This is a genomic window from Saccharothrix longispora (genome assembly GCF_030852425.1).
Lineage (GTDB): Bacteria > Actinomycetota > Actinomycetes > Mycobacteriales > Pseudonocardiaceae > Actinosynnema > Actinosynnema longispora.
In genome coordinates this window covers 310,810-325,227 of the sequence record NZ_NSDM01000001.1, presented here as the reverse complement: position 1 = coordinate 325,227, position 14,418 = coordinate 310,810, and the positions used below count along the sequence as shown (strand labels likewise).

General features: G+C 74.0%; 16 protein-coding genes. 13 read left to right on the top strand and 3 right to left on the bottom strand.

The window, feature by feature from the left end; all coding sequences use genetic code 11:
* The first annotated feature begins 104 nt into the window (after nucleotides 1–104).
* The 13 genes from CKY47_RS01715 (at nucleotide 105) to CKY47_RS01655 (ending at nucleotide 11,555) form a co-directional block, all read left to right on the top strand.
* Nucleotides 105–851, top strand: coding sequence for a phosphoglyceromutase (locus tag CKY47_RS01715; RefSeq protein WP_306743796.1), 747 nt, complete (start codon nucleotides 105–107; stop codon nucleotides 849–851).
* Between the two features lie 311 nt (nucleotides 852–1,162).
* Nucleotides 1,163–2,377, top strand: a complete 1,215-nt coding sequence (locus tag CKY47_RS01710; RefSeq protein WP_306743795.1) for a sensor histidine kinase — start codon at nucleotides 1,163–1,165, stop codon at nucleotides 2,375–2,377.
* Nucleotides 2,374–3,054, top strand: a complete 681-nt coding sequence (locus CKY47_RS01705; protein ID WP_306743794.1) for a response regulator — start codon at nucleotides 2,374–2,376, stop codon at nucleotides 3,052–3,054. The genes CKY47_RS01710 and CKY47_RS01705 overlap by 4 nt, the downstream gene beginning before the upstream one ends.
* Before the next feature lie 27 nt (nucleotides 3,055–3,081).
* Nucleotides 3,082–4,092: a Ppx/GppA family phosphatase gene (locus CKY47_RS01700; protein ID WP_306743793.1), complete on the top strand. Its 1,011-nt coding sequence runs from the start codon at nucleotides 3,082–3,084 to the stop codon at nucleotides 4,090–4,092.
* The gene (locus CKY47_RS01695) at nucleotides 4,092–5,348 is read left to right on the top strand and encodes an Rv0497 family membrane protein (RefSeq protein WP_306743792.1); all 1,257 of its coding nucleotides are present in this window, start codon (nucleotides 4,092–4,094) and stop codon (nucleotides 5,346–5,348) included. The genes CKY47_RS01700 and CKY47_RS01695 overlap by 1 nt, the downstream gene beginning before the upstream one ends.
* The gene (locus tag CKY47_RS01690) at nucleotides 5,345–6,130 is read left to right on the top strand and encodes a sugar phosphate isomerase/epimerase family protein (protein WP_306743791.1); all 786 of its coding nucleotides are present in this window, start codon (nucleotides 5,345–5,347) and stop codon (nucleotides 6,128–6,130) included. The genes CKY47_RS01695 and CKY47_RS01690 overlap by 4 nt, the downstream gene beginning before the upstream one ends.
* A gap of 37 nt (nucleotides 6,131–6,167) precedes the next feature.
* Complete coding sequence (locus CKY47_RS01685; RefSeq protein ID WP_306743790.1) at nucleotides 6,168–7,088, top strand: proline dehydrogenase family protein; 921 nt, start codon at nucleotides 6,168–6,170, stop codon at nucleotides 7,086–7,088.
* Nucleotides 7,089–7,096: 8 nt separating this feature from the next.
* Entirely contained in the window at nucleotides 7,097–7,903 is an 807-nt protein-coding gene (locus CKY47_RS01680; protein ID WP_306743789.1) for a thioesterase family protein, read from the top strand.
* Between the two features lie 49 nt (nucleotides 7,904–7,952).
* Nucleotides 7,953–8,765 carry a pyrroline-5-carboxylate reductase gene (gene proC, locus CKY47_RS01675; RefSeq protein WP_306743788.1) on the top strand — a complete coding sequence of 271 codons (813 nt, stop codon included), beginning with the start codon at nucleotides 7,953–7,955 and terminating at the stop codon, nucleotides 8,763–8,765.
* A gap of 120 nt (nucleotides 8,766–8,885) precedes the next feature.
* Nucleotides 8,886–9,089, top strand: coding sequence for a helix-turn-helix domain-containing protein (locus CKY47_RS01670; protein ID WP_033428478.1), 204 nt, complete (start codon nucleotides 8,886–8,888; stop codon nucleotides 9,087–9,089).
* 125 nt (nucleotides 9,090–9,214) lie between these two features.
* The gene (locus CKY47_RS01665) at nucleotides 9,215–9,316 is read left to right on the top strand and encodes a 30S ribosomal protein bS22 (RefSeq protein WP_015105422.1); all 102 of its coding nucleotides are present in this window, start codon (nucleotides 9,215–9,217) and stop codon (nucleotides 9,314–9,316) included.
* Between the two features lie 207 nt (nucleotides 9,317–9,523).
* Nucleotides 9,524–10,561: an NAD-dependent epimerase/dehydratase family protein gene (locus CKY47_RS01660; protein ID WP_306743787.1), complete on the top strand. Its 1,038-nt coding sequence runs from the start codon at nucleotides 9,524–9,526 to the stop codon at nucleotides 10,559–10,561.
* A 22-nt stretch (nucleotides 10,562–10,583) separates the two neighbouring features.
* Nucleotides 10,584–11,555 (top strand): lysophospholipid acyltransferase family protein, encoded by a 972-nt coding sequence (locus CKY47_RS01655; RefSeq protein ID WP_306743786.1) that lies wholly within the window; start codon nucleotides 10,584–10,586, stop codon nucleotides 11,553–11,555.
* A gap of 26 nt (nucleotides 11,556–11,581) precedes the next feature.
* Here CKY47_RS01655 and CKY47_RS01650 read toward each other — a convergent pair whose 3' ends face one another.
* The 3 genes from CKY47_RS01650 to CKY47_RS01640 all read right to left on the bottom strand — a co-directional run bounded on the left by CKY47_RS01650 (nucleotide 11,582) and on the right by CKY47_RS01640 (nucleotide 14,398).
* Nucleotides 11,582–12,472 carry an HAD family hydrolase gene (locus CKY47_RS01650; protein WP_306743785.1) on the bottom strand — a complete coding sequence of 297 codons (891 nt, stop codon included), beginning with the start codon at nucleotides 12,470–12,472 and terminating at the stop codon, nucleotides 11,582–11,584.
* Nucleotides 12,473–12,511: 39 nt separating this feature from the next.
* A complete protein-coding gene (locus CKY47_RS01645) occupies nucleotides 12,512–13,660 on the bottom strand; it encodes a DUF5667 domain-containing protein (RefSeq protein ID WP_306743784.1) in 1,149 nt (382 codons plus the stop codon).
* Nucleotides 13,661–13,744: 84 nt separating this feature from the next.
* A complete protein-coding gene (locus CKY47_RS01640; RefSeq protein ID WP_306743783.1) occupies nucleotides 13,745–14,398 on the bottom strand; it encodes a sigma-70 family RNA polymerase sigma factor in 654 nt (217 codons plus the stop codon).
* Between the last annotated feature and the right edge of the window lie 20 nt (nucleotides 14,399–14,418).

Below are 14,418 nucleotides of genomic sequence, written 5' to 3'. Positions count from 1 at the left end.
GCCGCCGCACCGCGCCCCCCGGCTCCGGCCGTCGTGCTGCACCGATCAAGGTCACGCCCACCGCCGTCGTGAGCGGGCGCGCGTCATCTGGCAGGCTGACGACCATGTCTGTCGGAACCCTGGTGCTGCTCCGCCACGGCGAGAGCGTCTGGAACGCGGAGAACCTGTTCACCGGCTGGGTGGACGTCCCCCTGTCGGAGAAGGGCGTGACCGAGGCGAAGCGCGGCGGCGTGCTGCTGCGCGAGGCCGGTGTGCTGCCCGAGGTGGTGCACACGTCCCTCCTGCGCCGCGCGATCGGCACGGCGAACCTCGCCCTCGACGCCGCCGACCGGCACTGGATCCCCGTGAAGCGCGACTGGCGGCTCAACGAGCGCCACTACGGCGCCCTCCAGGGCAAGAACAAGAAGCAGACGCTGGAGGAGTTCGGCGAGGAGCAGTTCATGCTCTGGCGCCGCTCGTACGACACCCCGCCGCCGCCCATCGAGCCCGGCTCCGAGTTCAGCCAGGACGCCGACCCGCGCTACGCGGGCCTCGGGCCCGACCTGCCGCTCACCGAGTGCCTGCTGGACGTCGTCAAGCGGATGATCCCCTACTGGGAGTCCGACATCGTCCCGGACCTGCGCGCCGGCCGGACCGTCCTGGTCGCCGCGCACGGCAACTCGCTGCGCGCCCTGGTCAAGCACCTCGACGGCGTCTCGGACGAGGCCATCGCGGGCCTGAACATCCCGACCGGCATCCCGCTGCGCTACGACCTCGACGACGAGCTGAAGCCGGTCACCCCGGGGGGCACCTACCTCGACCCGGACGCGGCGGCGGACGCGATCAAGGCCGTGGCCAACCAGGGGCGCTAGCCCTTCGTCGCACACCCGGTCCGGCCACGAGGCGGCGGTACGCGCGGGGACACCCCGGCGCGCACCGCCGCCTCGTCCGTCCGGCCCCGGTCGCCGGTCCTGGTCCCCGGCCCGTCCCCCGCCCGTCACCCGGAGGTGACCCCGGCGTCGGCCGGCGTGCGCCTGTCCGAACAGGACCGGCTCGAATGGACACGATTGGGTGAACTGCGGCCGACCTGCGGGAAAACATCGCAGCCGGTGGGTGTCGCAGGCATCACGAACCACGCGCGCGCACTAGGCCGTACCCACCCTGACCTGCTTACGATGCGCTCGTGACCGCAACGGGTTACCTCGTCCTGCTGATCGGCGCTCTGCTGATCGGCGGTGCGGCGTTCGTCGCCGGCCGGGTCACCGCCCGGCAGCGGGCGAGCCGCCCCAAGGGCCTCACCGTCGCCGACCTCATGGCCATGGTCGTCCGCACGTCCCACGACGGCATCGTCGTCCTCAACGGCTTCGGGGACGTCGTGCTGCACAACGCCCGCGCCGAGGAGCTGGGCGTGGTGCGGAACAACCGCGTGGACGACCGGGCCAGACGCGCCGCCGCCATGAGCCGCGAGAGCGGCGGGGTGGTCGGCGTGGACCTGTCGTCCCTGGAGGTCATCAAGGGCCGCCAGCCGACCGCCGTGCACGCCGAGGCCAGGGTCCTGACCGAGCAGTTCGTCGTGGTCGTCGCCTCCGACGAGTCGGAGGCCGTGCGCCTGGAGGCGACCCGCAGGGACTTCGTGGCGAACGTCAGCCACGAGCTGAAGACCCCGGTGGGCGCATTGGCGCTGCTGGCCGAGGCGGTGCTCGACGCCGCCGACGACCAGGAGCACGTCCGCCGGTTCAGCGCCAAGATGATGCAGGAGGCCACCCGCCTGGGGACCCTGGTCACCGAGCTGATCGCGCTGTCGCGCCTCCAGGGCGCGGAGAGGCTGCCGGAGCTCGGCCGGGTCGCGGTCGACGTGGTGATCGACGAGGCGATGAGCCGCTCCAGGATGTCCGCCGAGTCCGCGAACATCGAGGTCACCACCGACGAGCCCAGCGGTCTGGAGGTCGAGGGCGACCGGACGCTGCTGGTGACCGCGCTGAGCAACCTGCTGGAGAACGCGGTGGCCTACTCGCCGCCCGGCAGCCCGGTGTCGGTGAGCCGCAGGCTCGTCGACGGGTTCGTCGAGATCGCCGTGACGGACCGCGGCATCGGCATCGCCGAGGACCAGCAGACGCGGGTGTTCGAGCGCTTCTACCGGGTCGACAAGGCCCGTTCGCGGGCCACCGGCGGCACCGGGCTGGGCCTCGCGATCGTCAAGCACGTCGCCAACAACCACGGCGGCGAGGTGAAGCTGTGGAGCCTGCCCGGCACCGGTTCCACGTTCACCCTGCGCGTCCCGGCCCACCCGGACCGGGACGAGCCAACGAAGGACCTGGCCGCGGGGGACCTCGACGGCCGGGCGCTGGCCACCCCCGTCCCCAGCGGCGCGGGCGGCAACGACGGAGGAGAGCTGTGACCAGGGTGCTCATCGTGGAGGACGAGGAGTCCTTCGCCGATCCGCTCGCCTTCCTGCTGCGCAAGGAGGGCTTCACCGCGGCGCTCGCGGCCACCGGCCAGGAGGCGCTGGAGGAGTTCGACCGCAACGGGGCCGACATCGTGCTGCTGGACCTCATGCTGCCCGGCATGAGCGGCACCGACGTGTGCAAGCAGTTGCGCGCGCGCAGCGCCGTGCCGGTGATCATGGTCACGGCGCGGGACAGCGAGATCGACAAGGTCGTCGGCCTGGAGCTGGGCGCGGACGACTACGTCACCAAGCCGTACTCGGCGCGCGAGCTGATCGCCCGCATCCGCGCGGTGCTGCGCCGCGGCGGCGAGTCCGAGGAGCTGCTTCCGCAGGTCCTGGAGGCGGGACCGGTGCGGATGGACGTCGAGCGGCACGTGGTGACCGTCGACGGCGCCGAGGTCGGCCTGCCGCTCAAGGAGTTCGACCTCCTGGAGTACCTGCTGCGCAACGTGGGACGGGTGTTGACCCGTGGCCAACTCATCGACCGGGTCTGGGGCGCGGACTACGTCGGCGACACCAAAACCCTGGACGTGCACGTCAAACGGCTGCGGTCGAAGATCGAGCCCGACCCCGGCGCGCCCCGTCACCTCGTCACCGTGCGCGGACTGGGATACAAGTTCGAGTCCTGACCACCCCGACCGGGTACGGTGCACCGCGTGCGCCTCGGGGTGCTTGATGTCGGGTCCAACACCGTCCACCTCTTGGTGGTGGACGCTCATCGGGGTGCCCACCCGCAGCCGATGAGTTCGGAGAAGTCCGTGCTGCGCCTCGCGGAGCAGCTGGACGGCTCCGGCACGCTCACGCGCGAGGGCGCCGACCAGCTGGTGCGCGCGGTGGCCGCCGCCAAGGCCACCGCCGCCGGTTTCGGCTGCGAGGACCTGATGGCGTTCGCCACCTCCGCGGTGCGCGAGGCGGGGAACTCGACCGAGGTGCTGGAGCGCGTGCGCACCGAGACTGGCGTGGACCTCCGGGTCCTGTCGGGCGAGGACGAGGCGCGCTACACGTTCCTCGCGGTGCGCCGCTGGTACGGGTGGTCGGCGGGCCGGCTGCTGTGCCTGGACATCGGCGGCGGCTCGCTGGAGCTCGCGGTCGGCGTCGACGAGGCGCCCGAGGAGGCGTGCTCGGTGCCGCTGGGCGCGGGCAGGCTGACCCGGACGCGGTTCCGCGGCGACCCGCCGTCGCGCGCCGAGGTGCGCGAGACCGCCGAGTGGCTGGCCGAGCAGCTGGCCCCGGTGGCGAAGAGGCTGAAGCGGGCCGGACCACCCGATCGGGTGGTTGCGACGTCAAAGACCTTCCGGACGCTGGCGCGGTTGACCGGCGCCGCGCCATCATCTGCCGGTCCGCGCGCACGGCGGGTGCTGACCGACGCCGGGTTGCGGCAGTTGATCGCGTTCATCTCCCGGATGTCCGCGACCGACCTGGCCGAGCTGGAGGGCGTGAGCCCGAGCAGGGCGCACCAGCTCGTGGCGGGGGCGCTGGTGGCGGAGGCCACGATGCGAGCCCTGTCACTCACCGAGCTGGAGATCTGCCCCTGGGCGCTGCGCGAAGGGGTCATCCTGCGTCGGCTGGACCACACCAACGGCCTGGACCAGGACACCCCGGAGGACCGCTCGCGCCGGACGGGCGACACTGGACGGACTGACCGCCACGGGGCACGGTGGAGTTGATGAGTCGAGAGAGCGAGTCGGAGCAGACCCAGCGCACGGTCGCGGAGCTGCTCGCCCAGTACGGCGGGGGTTCCGGTGACGCGCAGCCGCGTCGCCGCCGCCGCCGTGCCGAGGACCCGACCGACACCGCCCCCCAGGCGATCATCGACCGGGTCAACTCGGACAGCGGCCGACTGCTGCCGATCAGGGACGAGCCCACGTCGCCGACCGCCGCCGCGCCACCGGCCGCCGCGGCGCCACCGCTGCCGCAGCGGCAGCGCGCGGCGGAGCCCGAGCCGGAGCGCACGGCCTACCAGCCGCCGGTCGTGCCGCGCGTCGAGCCGCCCGCGCCCCGGCTGGACCCGCCGCGCCCGGATCTCGCGCGCCCCGACCTCTCGCGCCTGGAGTCGCCCGCGCCGAAGAAGGCCGAGTCAGGCCGGCGGCGGGCGCCCGAGGTGGACCCGGCCGAGGAGACCCGCGTCGTCCCGCCGATCGTCGACGACTACGCGGGCGAGCCGTCCCGGCCCCTGCCCGTGCCGCCGCCGGTCCCGCCGCCCGCGCGGCCCGTGCCGCCGGTCGCCACGCCGCCGCTGGCCAAGCCGCCGGCACCCGTCCCCGGGCCCCCCGCGCCGCCGCGCGAGCCGGTGACCGAGGTGATGCCGCGCATCACGGACAAGCTCACGCCGAACGTGCCGCTGGAGTCGCTGCCGACCGAGTCGGTGCTGATCGTGCCGCCCGCGCCGCCCAGGCTGCCGGAACCGCTGCCCGACCAGAGCGCCGAGGACTGGTTCGGCGACGACGAGGACGACCCGCGCGGACCCCGCGGCCCGCGCGGCCCGCGCGAGCAGGAGAGCACGGCGTTCCACCCGTACGTCGACCTCGACGAGGAGGACGGCGTCGACGACTACCCGCCGCCCCCGGCCCGCGGTCGCCGGTTCGAGGACGACGAGGAACCCGCCGGGCTCGCCGACGTCGACGTCGACGAGGACGACGACCTCCCCGCGGGCGACCGGTCGGCCGGCAAGGAGTGGCTGCTCATGATCGGGCAGCTCGCGGTCGGCGTGGTCGGCGGCGCCGCCCTGTGGCTGGGGTTCAACTACCTGTGGCGGACCCTCGCGCCCGCCGCGCTGGTCGTGGCGCTGGCTGTCACCATCGGTCTCGTGATGATGGTGCGCAAGATCCGCCGCGCGGACGACCTCCAGACCACCGTGCTCGCCGTGCTGGTCGGCCTGATCGTGACGGTCTCACCGGCGGCGATGCTGCTGGTGAAGTCTTGATCCCGGTCGGGCTGTCCACGGCGGCGGTGTGGCCGCAGCCGGCGGGCGCCGCCTTCGAGGCCGCCGCCGAGCTGGGCTACGACGGCGTCGAGGTCATGGTGTGGGCCGACCCGGTCAGCCAGGACGTCGGCGCGCTCCGTCGGCTGTCCGAGCGCACGGGCGTGCCCGTGCTGGCCGTGCACGCGCCGTGCCTGCTCATCAGCCAGCGCGTGTGGTCCCCCGACCCGGTGGAGCGCCTGCGGCGCAGCGTGCGCGCCGCCGCCGACCTGGGCGCGCGGACCGTCGTGCTGCACCCGCCGTTCCTGTGGCAGCGGCGCTACGCCGAGGGCTTCGCCGACCTGGTGGCGGAGGAGGAGGACGCCTCGGGCGTCGCCATCGCCGTGGAGAACATGTTCCCGGTCCGCCGCGCCCTCGGTCGCGGCCGCTCGGTGCAGGTCACGGCGTTCCGCCCGTCGATCGACCCCACCGACGTGGGCCACCGCAACTACACCCTGGACCTGTCGCACGCCTCCGCCGCGCACGTGGACGCCCTGGAGCTGGCCAAGCGCATGGGTGGCAACCTGACCCACGTGCACCTGGCGGACGGCTCGGGGCTGCCCAAGGACGAGCACCTGGTGCCCGGACGCGGCACGCAGCCGTGCGCCGAGCTGCTCGGGCGCCTGCGCCGCACCGGCTTCGCCGGGCAGGTCGTGCTGGAGGTCAACACCCGGCGCGCGAAGACCCCGGCCGAGCGCGTCGAGATGCTCGCCGAGTCGCTGCTGTTCGCCCGGCTCCACCTGTGAGACCGCGGCGCCGGGTGCTGCGGCTAGGGTCTTGATCGTGAACCCGTTGCGCACGTCGATCCTGGCCGCCGCGGACGGCGGCGCGGTCCGCCGCGTGGTCGCGACCGCGCCGGTGAGCCGGGACCTGGTACGCCGCTTCGTGGCGGGCGAGACCACCTCCGACGCGCTCGACGCGACCGGTGAGCTGGTCGACCGGGGCCTGCGGGTCGCCCTCGACCACCTGGGCGAACCCGCCGCCGACCGCGACGCCGCCGAGCGGGCCGTGCTGCTCCACCTCGACCTGCTCGACCAGCTGCACGACGTGGGCCTGGCCGGGGACGTCGAGGTCGACCTGAAGCCGTCCGCCGTCGGCCGGGCGCTGGACGGGACCCTCGCGCTGGACAACGCCTCCCGCGTGTGCGCCGCCGCCGAGCGGGCCGGCACCTCGGTCACCCTCGACGTCGAGGACCACGCCGCCACCGCCCCGGTGCTGGGCCTGCTCGCCGAGCTGCGCCGCACCTGGCCGTCGACGGGCGTGGCGCTCCGGGCGTCCCTGCGGCGCACCCACGACGACTGCCGCGCGCTCGCCGACACCCGCGTCCGGCTCGGCAAGGGCGCCCGCGCCGCGCCGGCGTCGGTGGCGTTCACCGACCCGCACGAGGTCGACCTGAACTACGTGCGCTGCGCCAACACCCTGCTCGCGGGCGCCGGTCACCCGGTGTTCGCGACCCACGACCCGCGGCTGGTGGAGATCGTCGGCGAGCGGTCCAGGTGGTACGGCCGGGCGCGCGAGGACTTCGAGCACCAGATGCCGTACGGCGTCCGCCCCGCGGAGCAGGCCCGCCTCGCGGCCGAGGGGCACGTCGTGCGCGTCCACGTGCCGTTCGGCCGGCACTGGCGCGGCCACCTGGCGCGGCGGCCGGCCGAGCGCCCGGCCGGGGTCGCGTCCTTCCTGCGCTCGCTGCTCGGCCGTTCGTGAGGAGCCCCGTGCCGTTCTCGGTAGCCAGTGCCGTCCGCCCGCTCGGCGACGGCACGTTCACCGCCGCCCTGCCCGCCGAGTGGACCGTGGGGCCGAAGCCGCACGGCGGGTTCCTGCTCGCCCTGGTGGCCCGTGCGGCGGTGCACGCGGCCGGTGTCGCCGTGCCCGCCGCGGAGGCCCTCGCGCCGCTGGCCGTGAGCGCCCAGTTCCTGCGCGCCCCCGAGGTGGGGCCGGTGCTGATCAGGACCGACGTGCGCAAGGCCGGGCGCACCGCGACCGTGGTGACGGCGGTGCTGGAGCAGCGCGGGCGCGGGTGCGTCGAGGCGTCGGTGACGGTCGGCCGGCTACCCGCCGAGCGGCCCGAGTACACCGACCTGCCGGACATGCCCGCCGCGCCGCCCGCGAACGCCGTCGACCTGGCCTCCCTCGGGCCCGGCGGCGTCTACAAGCTCGGTGGCGTGTGCGACGTGCGGCTGGACCAGGAGGGCGCGGGCTTCCTCAACGGCCGGACCGGCGACCCGCTGGTGCTGCGCCTGTGGGCCAAGCCGCACGGTGAGCGCCCCGACCCGTACTTCGCGCTGCTGGCGGGCGACATCTCGATGCCGGTCACCTTCAACCTCGGCCGGTTCGGCTGGTCGCCGACGGTCCAGCTGACGGCCCTGCTGCGCGCCGAACCGGCCCCGGGCTGGCTGCGCCTGCGGGTGTCGTGCAGCGCGGTGCACGGCCAGTGGTTCGACGAGGACGCCGTGGTGGTGGACTCGACGGGGCGGCTGGTGTGCCAGGCGCGCCAGCTCGCCCTCACCCCGGCGGGCTGACCCCCGGCGGTCCGATTCGCGGTTGCGGGCGCGTGGCAGGCTAGGCGGCATGACGACCATCGCCGTGCTGGGCGCCGGCAAGATCGGGGAGGCGCTGCTCTCCGGCCTGCTCCAGGGTGGCCGCGAGGCCGACGAGCTGCTGTTCACCGAGAAGCACCCGGACCGGTCCGCCGCGCTCACCGCGCAGTACGGGATCGAGGGCCTGGACGTGGCGGGGGCCGCGCAGCGGGCCGACGTGCTCGTGGTCGCGGTCAAGCCGCAGGACATCGAGCCGCTGCTGGACGAGCTGGCGCCCGCCCTCAAGCCCGGCACGCTGGTCGTGTCGCTGTGCGCGGGCCTGCCGACCACCCTGTTCGAGCGCCGCCTGCCCGACAGCACCCCGGTGGTCCGGGTGATGCCCAACACGCCCATGGTGGTCGGCGAGGCCATGAGCGCGGTCTCCGCGGGCCGGTACGCGACCGGGGAGCACCTCGACCTCGTCGAGGAGCTGCTGAGCACCGTGGGCCGGGTCGCCCGCGTCCCGGAGAGCCAGCAGGACGCCGTCACCGCGCTGTCCGGCTCGGGTCCCGCGTACTTCTTCTACCTGGTCGAGGCCATGATCGACGCGGGCATCCTGCTGGGCATCCCGCGCGACCTCGCCAGCAGCCTGATCATCCAGTCGGCGGTCGGCGCGGCCACCATGCTGAGCGAGGGCGGGCAGCACCCGACGATCCTGCGCGAGGCCGTCACGTCGCCCGCCGGCACCACCATCATGGCCATCCGGGAGCTGGAGCGGCACGGCGTGCGCGCCGCCATGCTGGCCGCCCTGGAGGCCGCCCGGGACCGCTCCGTGGAGCTGGGGCGCGCCCACGAGGTGGACTGATCCGGCCATTGGCCGTCGCACCAGTCCCACGAGTCCCGTTACTCTCGGGGGAGCACGTGCGTGTCGAACCGTCGGTGGGGAAGCCGACGGCACGACGCGTGTCGAAGGACGCGGTGATCCATGCCTGCGGAGGAGAAGTCGCTCGGCCAAGTCAAGTTCCTGACGGTCGCCGAGGTCGCGCTAGTGATGCGCGTGTCGAAGATGACGGTGTACCGCCTGGTGCACTCGGGAGAGCTCACGGCGGTGCGCGTGGGCAAGTCGTTCAGAGTTCCGGAGAAAGCGGTCGACGAGTACCTGCGCAACGCCTACTTCGACGCCGGGTGAGAGCCCGCGCAGGCCGCCGGGTAAACTCATAGGCCGTTCGTGCCTGGTGTCGGCGCGCCCACTTGACGGGTGTCTCCACCGGCGCGTGGAGACAACCGACGTCGAGTAGTAGAAGAGGGACCCGCATGGGCTCGGTCATCAAGAAGCGCCGCAAGCGCATGTCGAAGAAGAAGCACCGCAAGCTGCTTCGCAAGACCCGGGTGCAGCGCAGGAAGCGCGGCAAGTAACCCCAGCGGGTTCTCGGACACCGCCAGTCCCCGGCCACGTGCCGCGGGGCCGGCGGTGTCGCCGTTTCCGGGCCCCCGCGTCACCCCGCCGTTCGGGTGAATCGGGCGGAAGCTCCGGTGACCTGCGTCAAGGTGCCGCCCCGCCGGCGTTCGCGCCGCGCGGAACGGGGCTAGCATCGTCGCCAGTCCCCCCGCAGATGGAGTCGCATGGCGCCCAGGGTCGTCCTCGTCACCGGATGCAGCCGCTTCCTCGGCGGCCACCTCGCCGCGCGCTTCGCGGCGAACCCGGAGGTCGAACGCGTGCTCGGCGTCGACACCGAGCCGCCGCCGCGCGACGTGCTGCGCCGCATGGGCCGCGCGGAGTTCGTGCGCGCCGACATCCGCAACCCGCTCATCGCGAAGGTCATCGCCACCGCGCAGGTCGACACGGTCGTCCACGCGTCGGTGACCGCGAACCCGGCCGGGCCGACCGGCCGCACCGCGATGAAGGAGATGAACGTCATCGGCACGATGCAGCTGCTGGCCGCGTGCCAGAAGTCGCCGCACGTGCGCAAGCTCGTCGTGAAGTCGACCAGCGCGGTGTACGGGTCCAGCTCGCGCGACCCGGCCGTGTTCACCGAGGACATGGGTCCCAAGGACCTGCCCTCCAGCGGGTACGCCAAGGACGCGGTCGAGGTGGAGGGCTACGTGCGGAGCTTCGCGCGCCGCCGCCCGGACGTGTCGGTCACGTCGCTGCGGTTCACGAACTTCATCGGTCCGCGCATCGACACCGTGCTGACCAGGTACTTCGCCCTGCCGGTCGTGCCGACGGTGCTGGGCTACGACGCGCGGGTGCAGCTGCTGCACTCCGAGGACGCCCTGGCGGTCCTGGAGCGCGCCACCCTGCGCGAACTGCCCGGCGTCTACAACGTGGGCGGCGACGGCGTGCTGCTGCTGTCCCAGGCCATCAGGCGGGCCGGGCGGGTGAACCTGCGCGTGCCGAGCCCGGCGGTGCCCTCGGTGGGGCGGCTGTTCCGCGGCGCGCGGCTGGTGGACTTCTCGCCGGACCAGATGCGGTTCCTCAACTGGGGCCGGGTGGTGGACACGACGCTGCTGAAGACCGAGTTCGGCTTCACACCGAGGTGGACCACCCGCCAGGCGTTCGACGACTACGTGAGCGGCCGGGCGTTGTCGCCGGTCATCGACCCGGAACTGGTGGCGTCCGTCGAGCGCGGTGTGCTCGGCGTGGCCGCCAGGTTCCGGTAGCGGTTCTGGAGAGGAGGCGGGTGTGGCGGAGGCACGGGTCATCCCCCTGCACGGCGGGGACCGGGCCGACCGGCGACCGGGTGGCGCGGAACCGGGTGGCACGGAACCGGGTGGCACGGTGACGCCGCTGCCGACCCCGGAGCGGCGGCCCGCGGACTGGGAGCGGCGGCTGGCGGACCTGCTGGCCTTCGCGCGCCGCCGCGTGCGGGGCGACTACGAGGTCGACGAGTTCGGCTTCGACCGCGACCTGACCGACGCGGTGCTGATGCCGCCGCTGAGGCCGCTGTACGAGAAGTGGTTCCGGGTGGAGGCGATCGGCCTGCACAACGTGCCGGCCGAGGGCGGCGCGCTGATCGTCGCCAACCACTCCGGCACGCTGCCGCTGGACGCGTTGATGACGGCGTTCGCGCTGCGCAACGACCACCCGGGGCACCGGCACCTGCGGATGCTCGGCGCGGACCTGGTGTTCAAGACGCCCGTGCTGGGCGCGCTGGCCCGCAAGTCCGGGCAGACGCTCGCGTGCAACCCGGACGCCGAGCGGCTGCTGACCTCCGGCGAGCTGGTCGGCGTGTGGCCCGAGGGGTTCAAGGGCATCGGCAAGCCGTTCAAGGACCGCTACAAGCTCCAGCGGTTCGGGCGCGGCGGGTTCGTGTCGGCGGCGCTGGACACCGGCGTGCCGATCATCCCCTGCTCGATCGTGGGCGCCGAGGAGATCTACCCGAAGATCGGCGACATCAAGGCGCTGGCCAGGCTGTTCGGGTTCCCCTACTTCCCGGTGACGCCGTTCTTCCCGCTCCTGGGGCCGCTGGGCGCGATCCCGCTGCCGTCGAAGTGGTACATCGAGTTCGGCGAGCCGATCCGGACCGACGTGCACGGCGAGCACGCGGCGGACGACCCGATGCTCGTGTTCAACCTGACCGACCAGGTCCGGGAGACGATCCAGCAGACCCTCTACCGGCTGCTCTCGCAGCGCCGGAACGTGTTCCTGGGCTGACCGCCGGCGGGGGCGGTCCGGGCCGGTCAGCGCAGGCGGCGGCGGTAGGCCATGGTGGCCGCCACGGCCCCGGCGAGCGCGCCCGCGCCCAGCACGGAGGGCACGCCGATCCTCGCCGCCTTGCGGCCGGTGCGGAAGTCGCGGATCTCCCAGCCCCGCTTGCGGGCGGTCTCGCGCAGGCCCGAGTCCGGGTTCACGGCCACCGCGGTGCCGACCACCGACAGCATCGGCACGTCGTTGACCGAGTCCGAGTAGGCGGTGCAGCGGCGCAGGTCGAGGCCCTCCTTGGCGGCCAGGGCGCGCACGGCGTGCGCCTTGGCCCGGCCGTGCAGGAGGTCGCCGACCAGCCGGCCGGTGTAGACGCCGTCGGAGCTCTCGGACACCGTCCCGAGCGCGCCGGTGAGGCCGAGCCTGCGGGCGATGATCTGGGCCAGCTCGACCGGCGTGGCGGTGACCAGCCACACGCGCTGGCCGGCGTCCAGGTGCATCTGGGCGAGCGCCTGCGTGCCGGTCCAGATCCGGTCGGCCATCAGCTCGTCGTAGATCTCCTCGCCGAGCGAGACGATCTCGGCGACCGACCGGCCCGCGACGAACGACAGGGCCTGCTCGCGCGACGCCGCCACGCTCTGCGGGTCCTCCCGGCCGCCGACCCGGAACTTGAGCTGCTGCCAGGCGAAGCCCGCGAGGTCGGAGTTCCTGAAGTACTTGCGGGCCGCCAGGCCGCGGGCGAAGTGGAAGATCGACGCGCCCATCATCATCGTGTTGTCGACGTCGAAGAAGGCGGCGGCGGTCAGGTCGGTGGACGCGCTCCCGGACGGCCCGACGTCGGCCAGCGCGGCCTCGGCCGACGCCTCGCCGGCCAGTGCGGCGAGCCTCTCCCGCTCGGCCGAGCCCTCCACCACACGCCTTATCACCACGTCAGCGCCTCCCGCGGTCCGATGGGCACAGGGTAGCGATCAGCCGCCCAGGCCGGGCAGCGGCAGCGGCAGCGGCAGCGACGGGATCGTCAGGGTGGGCAGCGGCAGCAGCGGTCCGGGCGTGGTGGTGACCGGCGGGAGGGGCAGCGGCAGCGGCGCGGTCGGCGTGGCGCCCGGTGTGGGGGTCGCGGTGCCGGGCTGGTCCGGCGAGGTCCGGCCGGGTTCGCCGTCGGGTTCGCCGTCGGGCGCGGTGGGCAGGACGACCGCCGCGGACCCGGGCGGCGCGGTGGGCGCGACCGTCGTGGGCGCGGTCGTGCCCGTCGGGGCCGGCGGCGCGGCGCAGTCGTCCCGGGCGGGCAGCGGACCCACCTGGTCGACCTCGCCGGACGCGACCGCGGCGCACCCCGTGCGGGCGCGCAGCGCGACCGCGCGCTCGGCGATCCGGTCGAGCAGGCCCCGGGACTCGTCGGCGCGCGGTGCGGCCCCGGCGGGCAGCGACCCCAGCAGCCCGGCGAGCCGGCCGGACTGGGTCGAGGCCCAGTCGCGGAGCCCGTCGAGCGCGCCCTGGTCCGAGTCCGCCCCGAGCGCGGTCAGCACGCGGGAACCGGCCGCGGCGTCGGCGTCGAAGTCGGCCAGCGCGGTCAGGTACGCCCCGAGCGGTCCGCCGCCGGACTCGCGGTAGCGGTCGACGAGCGTCTCCATCTCGTCGAGGCGCGCGGCGGCGAACTCCAGGCGCTTGTAGCCCTTCGGCTCCTCGCCGAAGGTCAGGCCGAGCGAGGCGGACTCGGCGGTCCGCTTCACCCCGTAGAGGGCGTCGCCGGGCAGCGCGTCGCGGCTCAGCAGGAGGCTCATCCCGGCGAGCGAGAACACCAGGCACAGCGCGGCGACCAGCGCGACCGCCAAGCGGCCGCGCGCCCCGGCGCGGTGCGGGCGGACGACGTCGACCCCGGTGGGCGGCGGGGGGCTCGCGCCGAGGACGCGCTCGCGCATCCTGGCCCTGGTCTCCTCGTCGGGCCCGGCGGTGACTGCGGCTTTCCGCAGCAGGGCCACGACGGCCAGCTCGTCGGCGAACGCCTCGTCCTCGTCCCGCGCCTCGTCGGGGCGTTCGTCCCCGAGGTGCGCGTCGACGGCGCGGGCGAACTGCTCGCGCTGCCTGTGACGCCACAACGGCGTGATCCCTCTGCCCACCATCCCGCACCGTCCGAGCGATCCTGCAACGGCTAACGAACCGGGCGGTCCCGGGTTACGCGTGCCGGTGCGGTGCGGTGGTCATCATCGCAGCCAGTTTGGCAGCAGTTGGGCCAACCGGCGCACCGCGCGGTGCTGCAGGGCCTTGACGGCGCCTTCGTTGCGGCCCATCCTCGCGGCCGTCTCGGCGACGGACAAGCCCTGGATGAAGCGCAGGGTGATGCATTCCCGCTGGTCGTCACCCAGCTGGGCGACGCAGCGGAGCAGTTCGGCGTTAGCCGCGCCGGTCAGCACCTCCTGCTCCGGACCGTCCGCGACCTCGCGGTTGTCGGTCAGCTCGGCCGTGGTCACCTCCAGCCGGTGGCGGCTGGACTTCACGTGGTCGAAGACGATGTTGCGGGCGATGGTGACGAACCAGGCGCCCACGTCGCGGCCTTGGTAGCTGATGGAGCGGATGCCGCGCAGGGCGCGCAGGAAGGTCTCGCTGGTCACGTCCTCGGCGAACGTCCGGTCGCCCACGCGGAACAGCACGTAGCGGTACACCACGTCGACGTACCGGTCGTAGAGCGCGCCGAACGCGTCCGTGTCGCCCTCCTGCGCGGCACGGACGAGGTCCCACGGCTCCTCTGCCGCGTTGCTCCCCACGCTGTCGATCGTGTTGGACTGCCCTCCCGCGCTCCACCGTGAGCGGAGCGTCCGGTTGGTTCGGACGGGGTTCTCGCGTGCCCGTGCGGTCATCGGCGCGCGGCACCTCCACA

Excerpts from the sequence above, each read along its gene's own strand:
- CKY47_RS01715 (WP_306743796.1), top strand. The coding sequence starts at position 105 with ATGTCTGTCGGAACCCTGGTGCTGCTCCGCCACGGCGAGAGCGTCTGG.
- CKY47_RS01660 (WP_306743787.1), top strand. The coding sequence starts at position 9,524 with ATGGCGCCCAGGGTCGTCCTCGTCACCGGATGCAGCCGCTTCCTCGGC.
- proC (WP_306743788.1), top strand. The coding sequence starts at position 7,953 with ATGACGACCATCGCCGTGCTGGGCGCCGGCAAGATCGGGGAGGCGCTG.
- CKY47_RS01670 (WP_033428478.1), top strand. The coding sequence starts at position 8,886 with ATGCCTGCGGAGGAGAAGTCGCTCGGCCAAGTCAAGTTCCTGACGGTC.
- CKY47_RS01640 (WP_306743783.1), bottom strand. The coding sequence starts at position 14,398 with ATGACCGCACGGGCACGCGAGAACCCCGTCCGAACCAACCGGACGCTC.
- CKY47_RS01665 (WP_015105422.1), top strand. The coding sequence starts at position 9,215 with ATGGGCTCGGTCATCAAGAAGCGCCGCAAGCGCATGTCGAAGAAGAAG.
- CKY47_RS01695 (WP_306743792.1), top strand. The coding sequence starts at position 4,092 with ATGAGTCGAGAGAGCGAGTCGGAGCAGACCCAGCGCACGGTCGCGGAG.